The following is a 15091-nucleotide window of genomic DNA, read 5'->3' as shown; positions in this document are numbered from 1 at the left end:
GTCGTCGCCGGGCCGCTGTTCAATTTCCTGCTGACGATCGCCGTGTTCGCGGTGCTGTTTTCGCTCTATGGCCGCCCGGTGATGGAGCCGATGGTGGCCGAAGTCAGCGCCGGCAGCCCGGCGGCGCGGGCGGGCATTCAGCCCGGCGATCGATTCGTCAGAGTCGACGGCAACAAGGTGGAGACCTTCGCCGACGTTCAACGCCTGGTTTCGGGCCGCGCCGGCGACGCCATCACCTTCACCATGTTGCGCGACGGCAAGGAAATCACCGTCACCGCGACACCGGAACCGATGGAGCAGCAGGATGCGCTGGGCAACAAGGTCAAGGTCGCGATCATCGGCGTGGCCAACAATGCGGAGCTCGGGCAGCCGCGACTGGTCTCCTACACGCCCGCGGGCGCGCTGGCGGCGGCTGTCGAGGAAACCGGGCATGTGATCGAGCGCACCGGGCAATTTCTGCAACGTTTCGTCGTCGGGCGCGAGGACAAATGCCAACTCGGCGGCCCGATCAAGATCGCGAAAATGTCGGGTCAGGCGGCCAAACTCGGTTTCGAATGGCTGGTGCAGCTTGTTGCATTCCTGTCAGTCGGGATAGGGATTCTCAATCTGCTACCGATTCCCCCTCTCGACGGCGGCCACCTCTTGTTCTACGGCGTCGAGGCCGTCATAAGGCGGCCCGTGTCGGAGCGGATGATGGAGATGGCCTACCGGACCGGTCTCCTTCTGGTGCTCGGATTTATGGGTTTCGTTTTTTGGAATGATCTGTTTGGGTGCTGAAATCATGAAGGAATTTGGCTTCGGCCCCATCCGTATTGAGACGCCGTTTACCATGCGTGGGGATATGCGTGACACGAAAGCCACGCAACAGGGTTAAGTAAATACAAATTAACCGGGAGCCTTGCGTGTAGGGGAAATCCGGTTAATACGGTAAGGGAAAATACCGCACGTCCGGTTTTCTCGCCGTGGGGACTACGAGAAAAAGGTACAAAAGCCCGATGAAGGCAGCATCCAAGTTTCTGAGCGCCGCGTCCGCGGCGGCTTTGTCCGCCGCCCTGGTTTTGCCAGGCGCGCTCGCAGTGCAGTTCGTTGCCACATCGGTAGCCGAAGCAGCAGTGGTCAGCAGGGTCGAGGTCAGCGGCAACCAGCGTGTCGATGCCGAAACCATCCGCAATTACATCGCGATCAAGCCCGGCAAGGCGTTTTCAAGTGCCGATATCGATAGCGCCGTGAAGGCGCTGTTCGGCACCGGGCTGTTCTCGGACGTCCAGATCAATCAGGTCGGCTCGACCCTGGTCGTCAAGGTTTCCGAATACAAGGTCGTCAACCAGGTCCTGTTCCAGGGCAACAAGAAGCTCAAGGACAACGCGCTCCAGGCTGCTGTCCAACTGAAGCCGCGCGCGACCTTCTCGCAGCAGGCGCTCGACGCCGACGTCGAGGCGGTCAAGGCTGCCTATCGGCGTATCGGCCGCGACGACGCCGCCGTGACCACCCAGATCATGGACCTCGGCGACAATCGCGTGAACGTGGTCTTCAACATTAACGAAGGCGCGCGCACGCAGATCGCGGCGATCAATTTCGTCGGCAACAGCGCTTTTTCCAGCCGTCGCCTGTCGGACGTCATCAACACCAAGCGTTCGTCCTGGCTTTCGTTCGTGCTGCGCGACGACGTCTATGACGAGGACAAACTGCGCGCCGATCAGGAGTTGCTGCGCCGCTTCTACTACAATCACGGTTACGCCGATTTCCAGGTCGTTTCGGCCGTCGGTGAGTTGGACGAAGCCACCAACAAATACACGGTCACCATCACCGTGCAGGAAGGCGAGCGCTACAACTTCGGCGACATCAGTGTCGAGAGCACGATTCCCGAGGTCGACTCAAAGTCGCTGGAATCGGTGGTCGAGACGCACAAGGGCGATGTGTATAACGCCAAGGACGTCGAGGACACGATCGTTGCGCTCACCGAAAAGGTCGCCGGCTCAGGCTATGCGTTTGCCCAGGTAACGCCGCGCGGCGACCGCAATTTCGAGAATCACACGATCTCGGTCGTCTACACAATCGACCAGGGCACCAAGGCCTATATCGAGCGCATCGAAATCCGCGGCAACGACCGCACGCGCGACTATGTCATCCGGCGCGAATTCGATGTCAGCGAAGGCGACGCCTTCAACCAGGTGCTTATCCAGCGCGCGAAGAAGCGCCTGGAAGGTCTGGATTATTTTCAAAAAGTCGACATCTCGACCGTCCCCGGGTCCGCTCCGGACCAGGTCGTCCTGGTGGTTGACGTGGTCGAGAAGTCGACCGGTGAGTTCTCGGTCGGCGCCGGCTATTCGACCGGCGGCGACACGCCGGGTCCGTCCGTCGAAGGCTCGATCACCGAGCGCAACTTCCTCGGCCGCGGCCAGTACATCAAGCTGTCGGCCGGCGGCGGCAAGAACTCGCGCGACTACGCGATCTCCTTCACCGAGCCGTATTTCCTCGGCCGGCGCATCGCCGCGGGCTTCGATATCTACAAGTCGACCAGGGAATATAACAATCACTACGACAGTGATACCACGGGCGCGACCATCCGCTTCGGGCTGCCGATCACCGACAGTATTTCGACGCAGCTGGCGTACAATATCTCGCAAGAGAAATATAAGGTCGACGACAGTTGCTTGACCAACGGGACCTATATTCCTGGCAGCCCGTGCACCATTTCGCCGGCTATCTTGGAAGGCGTAGAGCAAAGCCCATGGATTAAGTCGTCGGTCAGCCTCGGGCTAGTCTACAACACCATCGACGACATGAAGAACCCGCATGAAGGGCTCTACGTCACTGGTACGACCGAGGTTGCCGGTCTCGGTGGTGACGCCAAGTGGGTGAAGTTGACCGGGCGCGCAAGCGTCTACCAAACGCTGTCCGAGCAGCTCGATCTGGTCGGTCTGATCTCTGGTGGCGCTGGCCATATCGCCGGGTATGGCAACGATGGTCTGCGCATCTTCGACCAGTTCCAAAGCACTGATCGTATGATCCGTGGCTTCGAATATGGCGGCATCGGCCCTGTAGATACCAATACGGGTGACCATCTCGGTGGCACGACCTATTTCAATGCCTCGGCCGAAGCCCAGTTCCCGTTGCCGGCTATTCCGGAAAGCTTTGGCTTGCGGGGCGCGGTGTTTGCCGATGCTGCAACGCTCTATGGCAGCGCAATTCATACTGCAGGCGTCACCCAGTCCTCGACCGATATGAAGCTGCGCGCTTCGGTCGGTGTCGGGCTGATGTGGGCGTCACCGTTCGGTCCGATCCGAATCGACTATGCGATCCCGGTGAAGAAGGAACCGACCGACGACGTGCAGGAATTCAACTTCGGCATAGCGACCCGTTTCTAATCCGCGGGTTACGATGTTTCCGGGTCGTGTGATGGCCCGGAATCGACTGATCCGACCTAGCTGGATAATGTTTGTGGAATGACCGATCCGGTGTTCTTCGCGCCTTCACGCCGGTATACGGCTGGCGAGGTCGCGAATCTGACCGGCGCCAATCTTATTGATTCCTCGCAGGCCGACATCGCCATCGACGCGCTGGCGCCCGCCAATGAGGGTGGCGACGGTGCGCTCGTCTTTGTCGACGGCAAGCGCAATTTCGCCTTGATGCATTCGCTCAAGGCGGCTGCCGTTCTCTGTCCCGCCGACTTCGCCAACAGGGCGCCCCAGGGGATTGCGGTGCTGGCGCATCCGCGCCCGCAGCAGGCCTTCGCCATGGTGGGGCGGCTGCTCTTTCCGCAGGCCGCCACGCCCGGGCCGATGACCGGCGAAACCGGCATTTCGCCGCAAGCGCACATCGATCCGTCCGCGCATGTCGAGGCGGGTGCGATCGTGGAGGCGGGCGCCGTGATCGGTCCCGACGTTTCTATCGGGAGCGGCACGGTCATTGCGCCCCATGCGGTCATTGGCCGCTCCTGCAAGATAGGTCGTGATGGCTATGTCGGTCCGGGTGCCAGCATCCAATATGCGCTGATCGGCAACCGCGTCATCATTCATGGCGGTGCAAGGATCGGTCAGGACGGGTTCGGCTTCGTGGCCGGCGCGAAGGGACCTGAGCGCGTGCCGCAGATCGGCCGCGTCATCATCCAGGATGACGTCGAGATCGGCTCCAACTCGACCGTCGATCGCGGTGCGATGTCCGACACGATCATCGGACAAGGCACCAAGATCGACAATCTGGTGCAGATCGCCCACAATGTTCGCATCGGCCGCAATTGCATTATAGCCGGGCTTTCGGGTATTTCCGGTTCCGTCGTCGTCGGCGACAACGTCACCATGGGTGGCGGCGTCGGCCTCGCCGATCATTTGACCATCGGTCCCGGGGCCAAGCTTGCTGCGAGAAGTGGTTTCATGAGCAACGTGCCGGCGGGCGAGGTCTGGGGAGGCTATCCGGCGCAGCCAATGGCGGAAGCCATGCGTGAGATCGCGATGCTGCGCAGGCTGGCCAGGACGCGCAAGCAGGGCGACGGAAATGGCTGACACGGTTGCGATGACACTTGAGGCGGTCGACATAATGGGGCTGATGAAGCTCCTGCCGCACCGTTATCCGTTTCTGCTGATCGACCGCATCGTCGAAATCGACGGCGACGACTCCGCGGTCGGCATCAAGAACGTGACCATCAACGAACCTCATTTTCAGGGCCATTTCCCGCAGCAGCCGGTGATGCCGGGCGTGCTCATCATCGAGGCGATGGCCCAGACCGCCGGCGCGATCTGCATTCGCAGCCTCAATGCGGAAAAGCCCTCGCTGGTTTATTTCATGACCATCGACAACGCGAAGTTCCGCAAGCCGGTCGTCCCAGGCGATCAGCTCAGGATCCACGTCAAGAAGATCAAGAAGCGCGGCAACCTGCTGAAATTTGCCTGCGAGGCGATGGTGGATGGCGCAAAGGCCGCCGAAGCCGAAGTTTCGGCTATGATGGTCACCGGCTGACGGTTTCTAATGCTCATGAAAGTTCAGACATCAATCCACCCTTCCTCGGTCGTCGAAGAAGGTGCCCAGCTCGGCGAAGGTGTGCGTATCGGACCCTTCTGCCATGTCGGCGCCGATGCCGTCATCGGCGATCGCGTCGAGCTGGTCAGCCATGTCTCGGTGATGGGCGCGACCACCGTCGGCGGCTCGACCAAGGTCTATCCAATGTCGACGCTCGGGGCGCCGCCGCAAAACACCAAGCACAAGGGCGGGCGCACGACGCTGGTCATCGGCGAAAATTGCACCATCCGCGAAGGCGTCACCATGCATGTCGGCACCGATTCCAGCCGCGGCGAGACGGCGATCGGCGACAATGGCAATTTCCTGGCCTATGCCCACATTGCCCATGACTGCGTCGTCGGCAAGAATGTCACCTTCGCCAATGGGGCGACGCTCGGCGGGCATTGCGAGATCGGCGACAATGTCTATATCGGCGGCCTGACCGCCGTGCATCAGTTTGTCCGCGTCGGCGACAACGCCTTTATCGGCGGCTGCTCGGCGGTCGTCGGCGACGTCATTCCCTATGCGATCGCCGTCGGCAATCGCGCCAAGCTGCGCGGTCTCAACGTCATCGGCCTGAAGCGCTCCGGCCTGCCGCGCGCCGAAATCTACATGCTGCGAAGGGCTTACAGGGCGATTTTCGACCACTCCCGCACGGTCGGGGAGAATGTCGAGATCGCCAAGGCGGAGTTCGCCTCGTCACCGACGGCCATGAAGATGATCGACTTCATCACCAGTCGCGGCAAGCGGCATTATGCCGTCCCGCCGCTGAAGGGCGGTGGCGGCGATGACGATGGCGATGACGAGGGCTGAGCCCGCCGGGTCAGAGCTTGCACTCGCGCCGGGCTCCAGGGTCGGCATCATCGCCGGTGGCGGCAGCCTGCCGGTCGAAGTGGCGGAAGGTCTGGTCAGACAGGGACATTCGCCTTTCATCATCCTGGCCGAGGGCGAGGTGGATCGCGAAGCGGACTTTGCCGCCTACGAGCAGGCGACGCTTGCGCTCGAAGACATCGGCTTCCTGCTTCCCTTGCTGAAGCGCGAAGGCATTAGCCACCTGGTTCTTGCCGGCGAGATCAAGCGCAGGCCGCGGCTTGCGAAGATACGTCCAACGCTCAGTCTGCTGACGATAATCCCCTCCGTGGCAATGGCGCTGGCCCGCGGCGACGACGGGCTTCTGAAGGTTCTGACGCGCGGGCTGGAAAGGCGCGGTATCACCGTGGTCGGAGCGCATGAGATCGTTCCAGATCTCGCTGCCGGCGAGGGCACGCTGACCAAGGCAGGACCAAAGCAATCGGACTGGCGCGATATCGAGGCGGGCCGCGCGGCGGCCAAGGCGATCGGCGAGATCGACATCGGCCAGGCGGCGATTGCAATTGGAGGGCGGGTTATCGCGTTGGAAGGCATCGAAGGCACTAAGGGCCTGCTCGAGCGGACGCGCGAATTGCGCGGGCACGGCAGGCTCGCCGGCAAGACGCGCGGCGTTCTCGTCAAATGCGCCAAGCCAGGGCAGGAGCTGCGCGCCGACCTGCCCTCGATAGGCCCGCAGACGGTCGAGGCCGCACATGCGGCCGGCCTTGCCGGCATCGCCGTTGAAGCCGGCCGCTCGCTCATTCTCGAAGGTCCGGCGACTCTTGCGCGGGCCAATGCGCTTGGCTTGTTCATCGTCGGATTTCCCGCGACGGAGCCGACCGATGGCCAGTGAGAGGCCGCTCAAGATCGCCATCGTCGCGGGCGAGGAATCGGGCGACCTGCTCGGCGCCGACATCGTGCGTGCGCTCGAGAAGACCACCGGCCGTAAGATCCGGCTCGTCGGCATCGGCGGCCGGCATCTGCAGGACCTGGGGCTGACACCGCTCTTCGACGGCAGCGAGATCGCGCTGATGGGCTTCAGCGCCGTCTTGCGCGACCTGCCGCGGCTGATGCGCCGGATCAGCCAAACAGCCGGCACCATCGCGGCGGAGCGGCCGGATTGCCTGATCACCATCGACAGCCCTGATTTTTCGCTGCGGGTCGCCAAAAGGGTCCGCGCCGCCGCGCCCGCCATCCCGATCGTCCATTATGTCTGCCCGAGCGTGTGGGCATGGCGGCCGGGCAGGGCGGCGGCGATGAAGCCCTATGTCGATCACATCCTCTGCATCCTGCCCTTCGAAGTGAAGGCGCTCACCCGACTTGGTGGGCCGCCCGGCACCTATGTCGGCCACCGGCTGACCCAGGATCCCGGCGTGCTTGGCGCCGCCAAGGCGCAGAGCTTGCCGCGGGACCAGTCGGAGGATCGCGTGAAGACGCTGCTCGTGCTGCCCGGCTCGCGCCGCGGCGAGGTGCGCCGGCTGATCGAGCCGTTCGGCAAGGCGATATCGGTCTTGCATCAGCGCGGTCACCGCTTGCGGCTGATGCTGCCGACGGTGCCGCATGTCGCCGACCTGGTAAAGGCGTCCGTCACGCGGTGGGACGAGAAGCCAGAGATCGTCACCGATCCGGAGCGCAAATGGTTGGCTTTCGGCAAGGCCGATGCGGCTCTGATCGCCTCCGGAACAGTTTCGCTCGAGCTTGCGCTTTGCCGTGTTCCAATGGTCTCCAGCTACAAGCTCGATCCGATCGCGAGGCAGCTGCTGCAGCATCTGGTGACGACCTGGTCGGCGCTGCTGCCCAACCTGATCGCCGATCGCGCGCTGGTGCCGGAGTTCTACGATCAGTATGTCAGGCCGGAGAACCTGGCGCGTCAGCTGGAAGCCCTGTTTGCCGATACCGGCATGCGCGCCTGGCAGCAGGCAGGCTTCGCCGAAATCGCCAGGCGCATGGCGACCGACAGGCCGTCGGGCGAGATTGCTGCAGAGGTGGTGCTGGGGTGCATCAAGAAAGCGAATAGGGAGTAGCGAATAGCGAGCAGGCTAGGCGCGAGCGCCGACGGGTTTCTTTCACTGTTCGCTACTCGCTATTTCGCTATTCGCTCAATCACCGCTTCGCAATCGGCACGTAGTCGCGCTCCGTGGCGCCGGTGTAGAGCTGGCGCGGGCGGCCGATCTTCTGGTGCGGGTCTTCGATCATTTCCTTCCATTGCGCGATCCAGCCGACGGTGCGGGCGACCGCGAACAGCACGGTGAACATGGTGGTGGGGAAGCCCAGCGCCTTCAGCGTGATACCCGAATAGAAGTCGACGTTCGGATAGAGCTTCTTCTCGATGAAATACTCGTCGGTCAGCGCGATCTTCTCCAGCTCCATCGCGATGTCGAGCAGCGGATCATCCTTGATGCCGAGCTCGCCCAGCACCTCATGCGCCGTCTTCTGCATGATCTTGGCGCGCGGATCGTAGTTCTTGTAGACGCGATGGCCGAAGCCCATCAGGCGGAACGGGTCGTTCTTGTCCTTGGCGCGGGCGATGAATTCCGGGATGTGATCGACATGGCCGATCTCGCCCAGCATGTTGAGGGCCGCCTCGTTGGCGCCGCCATGCGCGGGGCCCCAGAGGCAAGCAATGCCGGCCGCGATGCAGGCGAACGGATTGGCGCCCGAAGAGCCGGCGAGACGAACCGTCGAAGTCGACGCGTTCTGCTCGTGATCGGCGTGCAGGATGAAGATGCGCTCCATGGCGCGCGCCAGCACCGGATTGATCTTGTACTCCTCACACGGGACGGCAAAGCACATGTGCAGGAAGTTGGCGGCGAAATTCAGCTCGTTCTTCGGGTAAATGAAGGGCTGGCCGATGTGGTATTTGTAGGCCATCGCCGCGATCGTCGGCATCTTGGCGATCAGTCGCATGGAGGCGACCATGCGCTGATATGGGTCCGAGATGTCGGTCGAGTCGTGGTAGAAGGCCGACAGCGCGCCGACCACGCCGCACATGACGGCCATCGGATGGGCGTCGCGGCGGAAGCCGGTGAAGAAGCGCGACATCTGCTCATGCACCATGGTGTGGCGCGTCACGCGATAGTCGAAGTCGTCCTTCTGCGCCTTGGTCGGCAATTCGCCGTAGAGCAGGAGATAACAGACCTCGAGGAAGTCGCCGTGCTCGGCGAGCTGGTCGATCGGGTACCCGCGATGCAGTAGGATGCCGGCGTCGCCGTCGATGAAGGTGATCGCCGACTCGCAGCTTGCCGTCGAGGTGAAACCGGGATCGTAGGTGAAGGCCCCGGTGGTGCTGTACAGCGCGCCGATGTCGATGACGTCGGGCCCGGTCGAGCCGCTTCGCACCTTGAATTCATGCGTCTTGCCGGCGAGCTCGAGCCTTGCGGTCGACTCGCGCGCCTTGCCGCCCGATTCCAGTTTTGTCGCAGCTTCGCTCATTGCAAACTCCTTTATGTTTTCTCATGCCGGCAAGGCAATTCCTGCAAACGACACGTCGAAATCACCGGAATGCGCGAACTTGCCACCGCATTTTAGGAGGTGCGTGCCAGATTGGGCCAAAGCCTAATGTTGCACTGCGAAACACACCTTTCAATGCCAATCTTCTTGGGCCAGTTCGCTCCTAATCGATTTGATCCGCAACCCGCGCCAGGCTCTCCTCACGGCCGAGCACAGCGAGCACATCGAACACGCCGGGCGAGGTGCTGCGGCCGGTGAGCGCGGCTCTCAGCGGTTGAGCCACGGCGCCGAGCTTATGGCCGCCTGCCTGCGCAAAATCGCGAATAGCGGCTTCCGCGGTCGCGGCGCTCCATTGGCTGGAGATCGCGGCGAGCGCGGCATGGGCGCCGCGCAAAATGGCGCGGGCGTCGCTGCCAAGCAACCCCGCAGCCTTTTCGTCGAGCCGCAAGGGCCGCTCGGCGAACAGGAAGCCGGCTCCATCGACAAGCTCGACCAACGTCTTTGCCCGCTCCTTCAGGCCCGGCATGGCAGCAAGCAGCTGTGCCCGGCGCCTGTCGTCGAGCTTGGCCGCGAGCGCCGGGCCACCCTCGAGATAGGGCAGGGTGGCTACGAGAACATCAAACAGCGCCTTGTCGTCCATCTTGCGCATATGGACGCCGTTCAGCGCCTCGAGCTTGGCGAAGTCGAAACGGGCGGCGCCCTTGTTGACGTCGCCGATATCGAACCAGGAGATCATGTTCTTGATCGACATTACTTCGTCGTCGCCGTGGCTCCAGCCGAGCCTAGCCAGATAGTTGAGCAGGGCCTCCGGCAGATAGCCCATGGCGCGATAAGCCTCGACGCCGAGCGCGCCGTGGCGCTTCGACAGCTTGGCGCCGTCGGCACCATGGATCAGCGGGATGTGCGACATCGACGGCACGGTCCAGCCCATGGCGTTGTAGATTACGGTCTGGCGCGCGGCGTTGGTCAGGTGATCGTCGCCGCGGATGATGTGGGTGACGCCCATATCGTGATCGTCGACGACGACGGCATGCATGTAGGTCGGGTTGCCGTCCGAGCGCAGGATGATGAAGTCGTCGAGGTCCTTGTTCGGGAATCGCACCTCGCCCTGCACGCGGTCGTGCACGACGGTCTCTCCTTCGGTCGGCGCCTTGATGCGGATGGCGCCCTTGACGCCGGGAGGCGCCTCGGAGGGCCCGCGGTCGCGCCACTGGCCATTGTAGCGCGGCGGCAGCCCCTTGGCCCGCGCCGCCTCGCGCATCGCCTCCAGCTCGGCAGGCGTTTCATAGCTGTAATAAGCCTTGCCCAGCCGTACGAGCTCCTCTGCCACCTCACGGTGGCGCGGCGCGCGCTCGAACTGCGACACGGCCTCGCCGTCCCATGAGAGGCCGAGCCAGGTCAGCCCGTCCAGGATAGCGGCCGTCGCCGCTTCGGTGGAGCGCTCGCGGTCGGTGTCCTCGATGCGCAGCAGCATCGTGCCGCCGGTGTGCCTGGCGTAGAGCCAGTTGAACAGCGCCGTGCGCGCCCCGCCGATGTGCAAATAGCCGGTGGGCGAGGGGGCAAAGCGGGTGACGACCTTGTCGGACATGGAACTCTCGGAAGAAGCTCTGAAGCGGGCATGATTGCGCGGACTTTCGCGCGGTGGGCGTTCATGTAGCATAGGAGGTCTGGGGCGCAAGGGGCAGACCCGATGGCTGGACGTGGCCGGGGTGCGGAGGAGGGCGAGGAGACGGCGGCTGGCGTGAGCGAGCGCCTGCTGTTTGCCGACACCATACCTGCCGAGGCAGTACCGGTTTTGGTTCCCGTACCGCGTCCGGCCACCGAGATTTTGCCGCCGGACGGCGATGCTTCGCTACAAGCTCCTCCGCCGGCGGCCATCGACTTAATCCGCAGGCGGTTCCGCCGTGCCTCGTTTTCCGTGTTTCGCCGGGGTGTGGCCGAGGCAGCCTCAACCGAGCTCGACCGCGGCATCGGCTTCCTGCTGGTGCCGGTGTTCCTGGCCGCCGGCGTGATACTGTATTATTCCTTGAGCGCCGAGCCGGATCTTTACAGACCGCTGGCGGCGGTGGCGCTGATGGCTCTATGCGCGGCGGTTTCGCGCCCCTGGCTGAAGACACACCTGGTCTTTATGGCGGCGCTGTTTTGCGCGCTGGGCTTCGTCGCCGCGAAGGTCGAGACCTGGCGCGCCGCTACACCGATGCTCGGCTCCGAAATCCAGACGCGGCTGACAGGCCGCGTCGTCATCGCCGAGGAAATGGCCAATGGCCGCGTCAGGCTGACCATCGATCTCGTCTCGACCGCGCATCCAAAGCTGCGCTACGCACCGGATCGCGTCAGGGTCTCGGCACGCAGGATCCCGGCCGGCATGAAGGCCGGATCGCTGGTGACGGGTTACGCGCGGCTCCTGCCGCCGACAGGGCCGGTCCGTCCGGAAAGTTATGATTTTTCCTTCGACAGCTATTTTTCCGGCATCGGCGGCAGCGGATTTTTCCTCGGCGACCCGAAACTCATTCCGCCAACCGACCCGATCGGCCAGACGAGCATCGCCTCGGCCATCGAGAACGCGCGCGAAAATATTGCCGACCACATCAGAAGCACCGTCGGCGGACCCGAAGGCGAAATTGCCGCCGCACTGATCGTCGGCGTGCGCGCCGGCATTCCGGAGGACATCAACGAGGCGATGCGGCGGACCGGCATCTATCACATCATCTCGATTTCGGGCCTGCACATGGCGCTGGTCGCCGGCACGGTCATGCTTCTGCTGCGCGGCGCCTTTGCGCTGTTCCCGGATTTTTCGTCACGCCGGCCGGTGAAGAAATATGCCGCGGCAATCGCGCTTATGTCGATCGCCGCCTATCTCGTCATCTCCGGCGTGGTGGTCGCCGCCGAGCGAAGCTTCATCATGCTGGCCGTCATGCTTATCGCCGTGCTTTTCGACCGCGCCGCGCTGACGATGCGCAACTTGGCGATCTCGGCCATCGCTGTCATCCTGGTGTCGCCGCATGAAGTGGTTGGCCCGAGCTTTCAGATGTCGTTCGCGGCAACCGCCGCCCTTGTCGGCGCCTATGCCGGCTGGTCCGACTACCGCGCCGGCAAGGTGAGAGCGCCGCCGGCAAAGCGTTCGTTCCTGCGGTTCATGTCGCACAAACTGGCAGTCGGAGTAGGTGGTGCCGCGATGACGTCGATCATTGCCGGAAGTGCCACAGCGCTGTTTGCCATCTGGCATTTCCAGCGCGTCTCGCCGCTTAGCCTGCTGGCCAATCTCGCGATCATGCCGATCGTCACGATCGTGATGTTTCTCGCCGTCGCCAGCGCGGTCATGATGCCGTTCGGCTTCGACGGGCCCTTCCTCTATTTGATGGGCAAGGACCTGGCGGCGATGATCGCGATCTCAGCTTGGATTTCGGAGTGGTCGCCGGTCGATGCCGTGGGCATGATCTCGATCCATTCGGTGCTGCTGGCGACGATCGCGCTCGTCATCGCCACGATGGCGACTACGTGGCTCAGGCTGGCCGCAATTCCTTTCGCTGCCGCGGCCGTCATGATCATCCCGCAGGTGCGCACGCCGGACCTGCTGATCTCGGAGGACGCGCATCTGGTGGCGATGCCGATCGGCGGCGGCGAACTCGCCATCAATCGCGCCCGCTCCAACGAGTTCACCACCGATAACTGGAAACGTGCGCTCAAGGCCGAAACGATCGTGCCGCCGGAGACATTCGCCAAGGGCACGCTGGACTTGGCCGATCCAGTCGACCTGCCGCCTGGATCGCCCTTTTACTGCACGGGCGATCTCTGCATTGGCCGGCATCCATCAGGCGCGATCGTCGCGCTCGCCGAAAAACGCGAAGCTGCCCGGCCTGCCTGCGACTTCGCAGACCTCATCGTCATCAACGACGCCACGGCCTACAATCCCTGCCGCGATCCGCGTGTCCTCGTTGTCACCAAGCGGCAGCTCGCGCGCGACGGCAGTGCCGCCGTCTTCTTCGATCCGCAATCGGCGACGGCGCGAGCAACCATTCAATACGCCGTCGAAAAACCGTACCGCCCTTGGCACGAACAGCGGCGCTACTCGCGTGAGGCGAGGGGGTTGGCGCCTTACAAGAAGCCCGAGAAGCCGAAAGCCAAGCCGCAGCCCCCTCAGTAGCGGCGGATGAGCCCGACGAGCTTGCCCTGAACCTTCACGCGATCGGGACCGAAGATGCGCGTCTCATAGGCCGGATTGGCAGCCTCGAGCGCGATGGAGGCGCCCTTGCGGCGGAAGCGCTTCAGCGTCGCCTCCTCGTCATCGACCAGCGCCACGACGATCTCCCCGGGGCTCGCAGTGCTGGCGTTGCGGATGATGACCGTGTCGCCGTCGAAGATGCCGGCCTCGATCATCGAGTCGCCTTTGACCTCGAGCGCGTAGTGCTCGCCGCCCGCGATCATGTCCGGCGGCACTGTGATCGAATGCGTCTGGTGCTGGATGGCGTCGATCGGCACGCCGGCGGCAATGCGACCCATCACCGGGATGGAGACGGCTGAAACGGCGTCGTCGTCATTGCTGGGCGTCGGCGTGCGGGCGGGCGCCGCGGGTTTGATCTGGCGGCCGAGATTGCCTTGGCCGCCCTGGATGACGCTCGGCGAGAACTTCTTCGCCGCATTGAGGCCGGGCGCGATCGAGTCAGGTAGGCGCAGCACTTCAAGGGCACGCGCCCGGTTCGGAAGCCGGCGAATGAAACCGCGCTCCTCCAGCGCCGTGATCAGGCGGTGGATGCCCGATTTCGAGGCAAGGTCGAGCGCTTCCTTCATCTCATCGAAAGACGGCGGAATGCCGCTTTCCTTGAGCCGTTCATGGATGAACATCAGCAGTTCATGTTGTTTGCGCGTCAGCATGGCGGCCCCCATGGGTTCTGAAACCAGAATCAGAAAAACAAACCCAGAACAAACACTATCTGTTCCAGTTGTGTTCCGCAACCGTTTAAAGTTTAGTGAATGTGTTGACGTTTTGTTCAGCGTAACATCAGAACGCTGCATTCCTCGCCGGCTTCAGCCGCCGGTGCGAAGGGTTGGCGCACGATCAGGCCATTGGCATCGGCGAGCATCCTCAACATCGAGGAATCCTGGATGCCGCACGGTGTTGCGATCAACGCCCCCGCATCTTCGCGGACCACGGCGCGCACATAGTCCTGCCTGAGATCGTTGGCGTGCATTGCGACGCCTAACCGGGCCGTGCGGATTTCCTGACGGCAGGACCGGCCGCCCAGCCGCGCCAGAAGCGGCTTCAGGAACAGCTGCGAGCAGACCAGGCTTGCGACCGGATTGCCGGGCAGGCCGATGCAGCGAATGTCGCCGAGCCGGCCAAACATCAGCGGCTTGCCGGGACGCATGGCGATCTTCCAGAAGTCGAGCTGCATGCCTTCGCCGGTCAGCACGTCATGGATCAAGTCGTGGTCGCCGACGGAGGCGCCGCCAAGCGTGACGATGACGTCGGCGCCGGCCTTGACCGCCTTCTTGACCAGGGCCGCGATCGCGTCCTTGCGGTCGGCGGCGATGCCGAGGTCGAGCGCGCGCGCGCCGACCGACTGGGCCGTAGCTGTGACGCCACAGGCATTCGACGAGATGATCTGGTCGGGGCCGAGCGCGCTGCCCGGCGGCAGCAATTCATCGCCGGTGGCGATGATGGCGAGCAGCGGCTGCCGCACCACGTTGAGACTCGGATGGTTGGCCGATGCCGCCAGCGAAAGCGCCGCCGGATCGAGCTGGCGGCCTTTTTCGAGGAGCAGGTCGCCCTCGCAGAAGTCGAGGCCGCGGCGACGGA

At 63.4% G+C, this 15091-nt stretch carries 12 protein-coding genes; 8 read left to right on the top strand and 4 right to left on the bottom strand.

The window, feature by feature from the left end:
* The 7 genes from rseP to lpxB form a co-directional block, all read left to right on the top strand.
* The coding region (gene rseP, locus EOA75_RS15990) for an RIP metalloprotease RseP (protein ID WP_127324636.1) at window positions 1-777 on the top strand (777 nt) is incomplete at its 5' end.
* A 218-nt stretch (window positions 778-995) separates the two neighbouring features.
* Entirely contained in the window at window positions 996-3368 is a 2373-nt protein-coding gene (gene bamA, locus EOA75_RS15985; protein WP_127324635.1) for an outer membrane protein assembly factor BamA, read from the top strand.
* 78 nt (window positions 3369-3446) lie between these two features.
* Window positions 3447-4502: a UDP-3-O-(3-hydroxymyristoyl)glucosamine N-acyltransferase gene (gene lpxD / locus EOA75_RS15980; RefSeq protein WP_067319901.1), complete on the top strand. Its 1056-nt coding sequence runs from the start codon at window positions 3447-3449 to the stop codon at window positions 4500-4502.
* Window positions 4495-4956 (top strand): 3-hydroxyacyl-ACP dehydratase FabZ, encoded by a 462-nt coding sequence (fabZ, locus tag EOA75_RS15975; protein WP_095800760.1) that lies wholly within the window; start codon window positions 4495-4497, stop codon window positions 4954-4956. The genes lpxD and fabZ overlap by 8 nt, the downstream gene beginning before the upstream one ends.
* Before the next feature lie 15 nt (window positions 4957-4971).
* A complete protein-coding gene (gene lpxA, locus EOA75_RS15970; protein ID WP_127216498.1) occupies window positions 4972-5808 on the top strand; it encodes an acyl-ACP--UDP-N-acetylglucosamine O-acyltransferase in 837 nt (278 codons plus the stop codon).
* On the top strand, window positions 5795-6697 hold the full coding sequence (gene lpxI / locus EOA75_RS15965) for a UDP-2,3-diacylglucosamine diphosphatase LpxI (RefSeq protein ID WP_127324637.1): 903 nt from the start codon (window positions 5795-5797) through the stop codon (window positions 6695-6697). The genes lpxA and lpxI overlap by 14 nt, the downstream gene beginning before the upstream one ends.
* Window positions 6687-7868, top strand: a complete 1182-nt coding sequence (lpxB, locus tag EOA75_RS15960) for a lipid-A-disaccharide synthase (RefSeq protein WP_127324634.1) — start codon at window positions 6687-6689, stop codon at window positions 7866-7868. Before lpxI ends, lpxB begins: the two co-directional genes overlap by 11 nt.
* A 79-nt stretch (window positions 7869-7947) precedes the next feature.
* On the opposite strand, the gene gltA is transcribed toward lpxB, so the two are convergent.
* The gene (gltA, locus tag EOA75_RS15955) at window positions 7948-9276 is read right to left on the bottom strand and encodes a citrate synthase (protein ID WP_095777720.1); all 1329 of its coding nucleotides are present in this window, start codon (window positions 9274-9276) and stop codon (window positions 7948-7950) included.
* Window positions 9277-9457: 181 nt separating this feature from the next.
* Entirely contained in the window at window positions 9458-10882 is a 1425-nt protein-coding gene (gltX, locus tag EOA75_RS15950; RefSeq protein ID WP_127324633.1) for a glutamate--tRNA ligase, read from the bottom strand.
* Window positions 10883-10984: 102 nt separating this feature from the next.
* Between gltX and EOA75_RS15945 the strand changes: the two genes are divergently transcribed.
* Window positions 10985-13438 carry a ComEC/Rec2 family competence protein gene (locus tag EOA75_RS15945; RefSeq protein ID WP_127324632.1) on the top strand — a complete coding sequence of 818 codons (2454 nt, stop codon included), beginning with the start codon at window positions 10985-10987 and terminating at the stop codon, window positions 13436-13438.
* Here EOA75_RS15945 and lexA read toward each other — a convergent pair.
* The gene (lexA, locus tag EOA75_RS15940; protein ID WP_066992799.1) at window positions 13432-14166 is read right to left on the bottom strand and encodes a transcriptional repressor LexA; all 735 of its coding nucleotides are present in this window, start codon (window positions 14164-14166) and stop codon (window positions 13432-13434) included. The two genes, EOA75_RS15945 and lexA, sit on opposite strands and share 7 nt — an antisense overlap.
* Window positions 14167-14282: 116 nt before the next feature.
* A partial coding sequence (locus tag EOA75_RS15935) for a molybdopterin molybdotransferase MoeA (RefSeq protein WP_164747405.1) occupies window positions 14283-15091 on the bottom strand: 809 nt, incomplete at its 5' end.

This window comes from Mesorhizobium sp. M1A.F.Ca.IN.022.07.1.1 (assembly GCF_003997575.1).
GTDB lineage: Bacteria > Pseudomonadota > Alphaproteobacteria > Rhizobiales > Rhizobiaceae > Mesorhizobium.
Note: the sequence above shows the minus strand (reverse complement) of the source record. Positions and strands in the feature narration are given on the sequence as shown.

Coding starts and splice junctions, on each gene's coding strand:
- bamA (WP_127324635.1), top strand. CDS start 996: ATGAAGGCAGCATCCAAGTTTCTGAGCGCCGCGTCCGCGGCGGCTTTG.
- lpxD (WP_067319901.1), top strand. CDS start 3,447: ATGACCGATCCGGTGTTCTTCGCGCCTTCACGCCGGTATACGGCTGGC.
- fabZ (WP_095800760.1), top strand. CDS start 4,495: ATGGCTGACACGGTTGCGATGACACTTGAGGCGGTCGACATAATGGGG.
- lpxA (WP_127216498.1), top strand. CDS start 4,972: ATGAAAGTTCAGACATCAATCCACCCTTCCTCGGTCGTCGAAGAAGGT.
- lpxI (WP_127324637.1), top strand. CDS start 5,795: ATGACGAGGGCTGAGCCCGCCGGGTCAGAGCTTGCACTCGCGCCGGGC.
- lpxB (WP_127324634.1), top strand. CDS start 6,687: ATGGCCAGTGAGAGGCCGCTCAAGATCGCCATCGTCGCGGGCGAGGAA.
- gltA (WP_095777720.1), bottom strand. CDS start 9,276: ATGAGCGAAGCTGCGACAAAACTGGAATCGGGCGGCAAGGCGCGCGAG.
- gltX (WP_127324633.1), bottom strand. CDS start 10,882: ATGTCCGACAAGGTCGTCACCCGCTTTGCCCCCTCGCCCACCGGCTAT.
- EOA75_RS15945 (WP_127324632.1), top strand. CDS start 10,985: ATGGCTGGACGTGGCCGGGGTGCGGAGGAGGGCGAGGAGACGGCGGCT.
- lexA (WP_066992799.1), bottom strand. CDS start 14,166: ATGCTGACGCGCAAACAACATGAACTGCTGATGTTCATCCATGAACGG.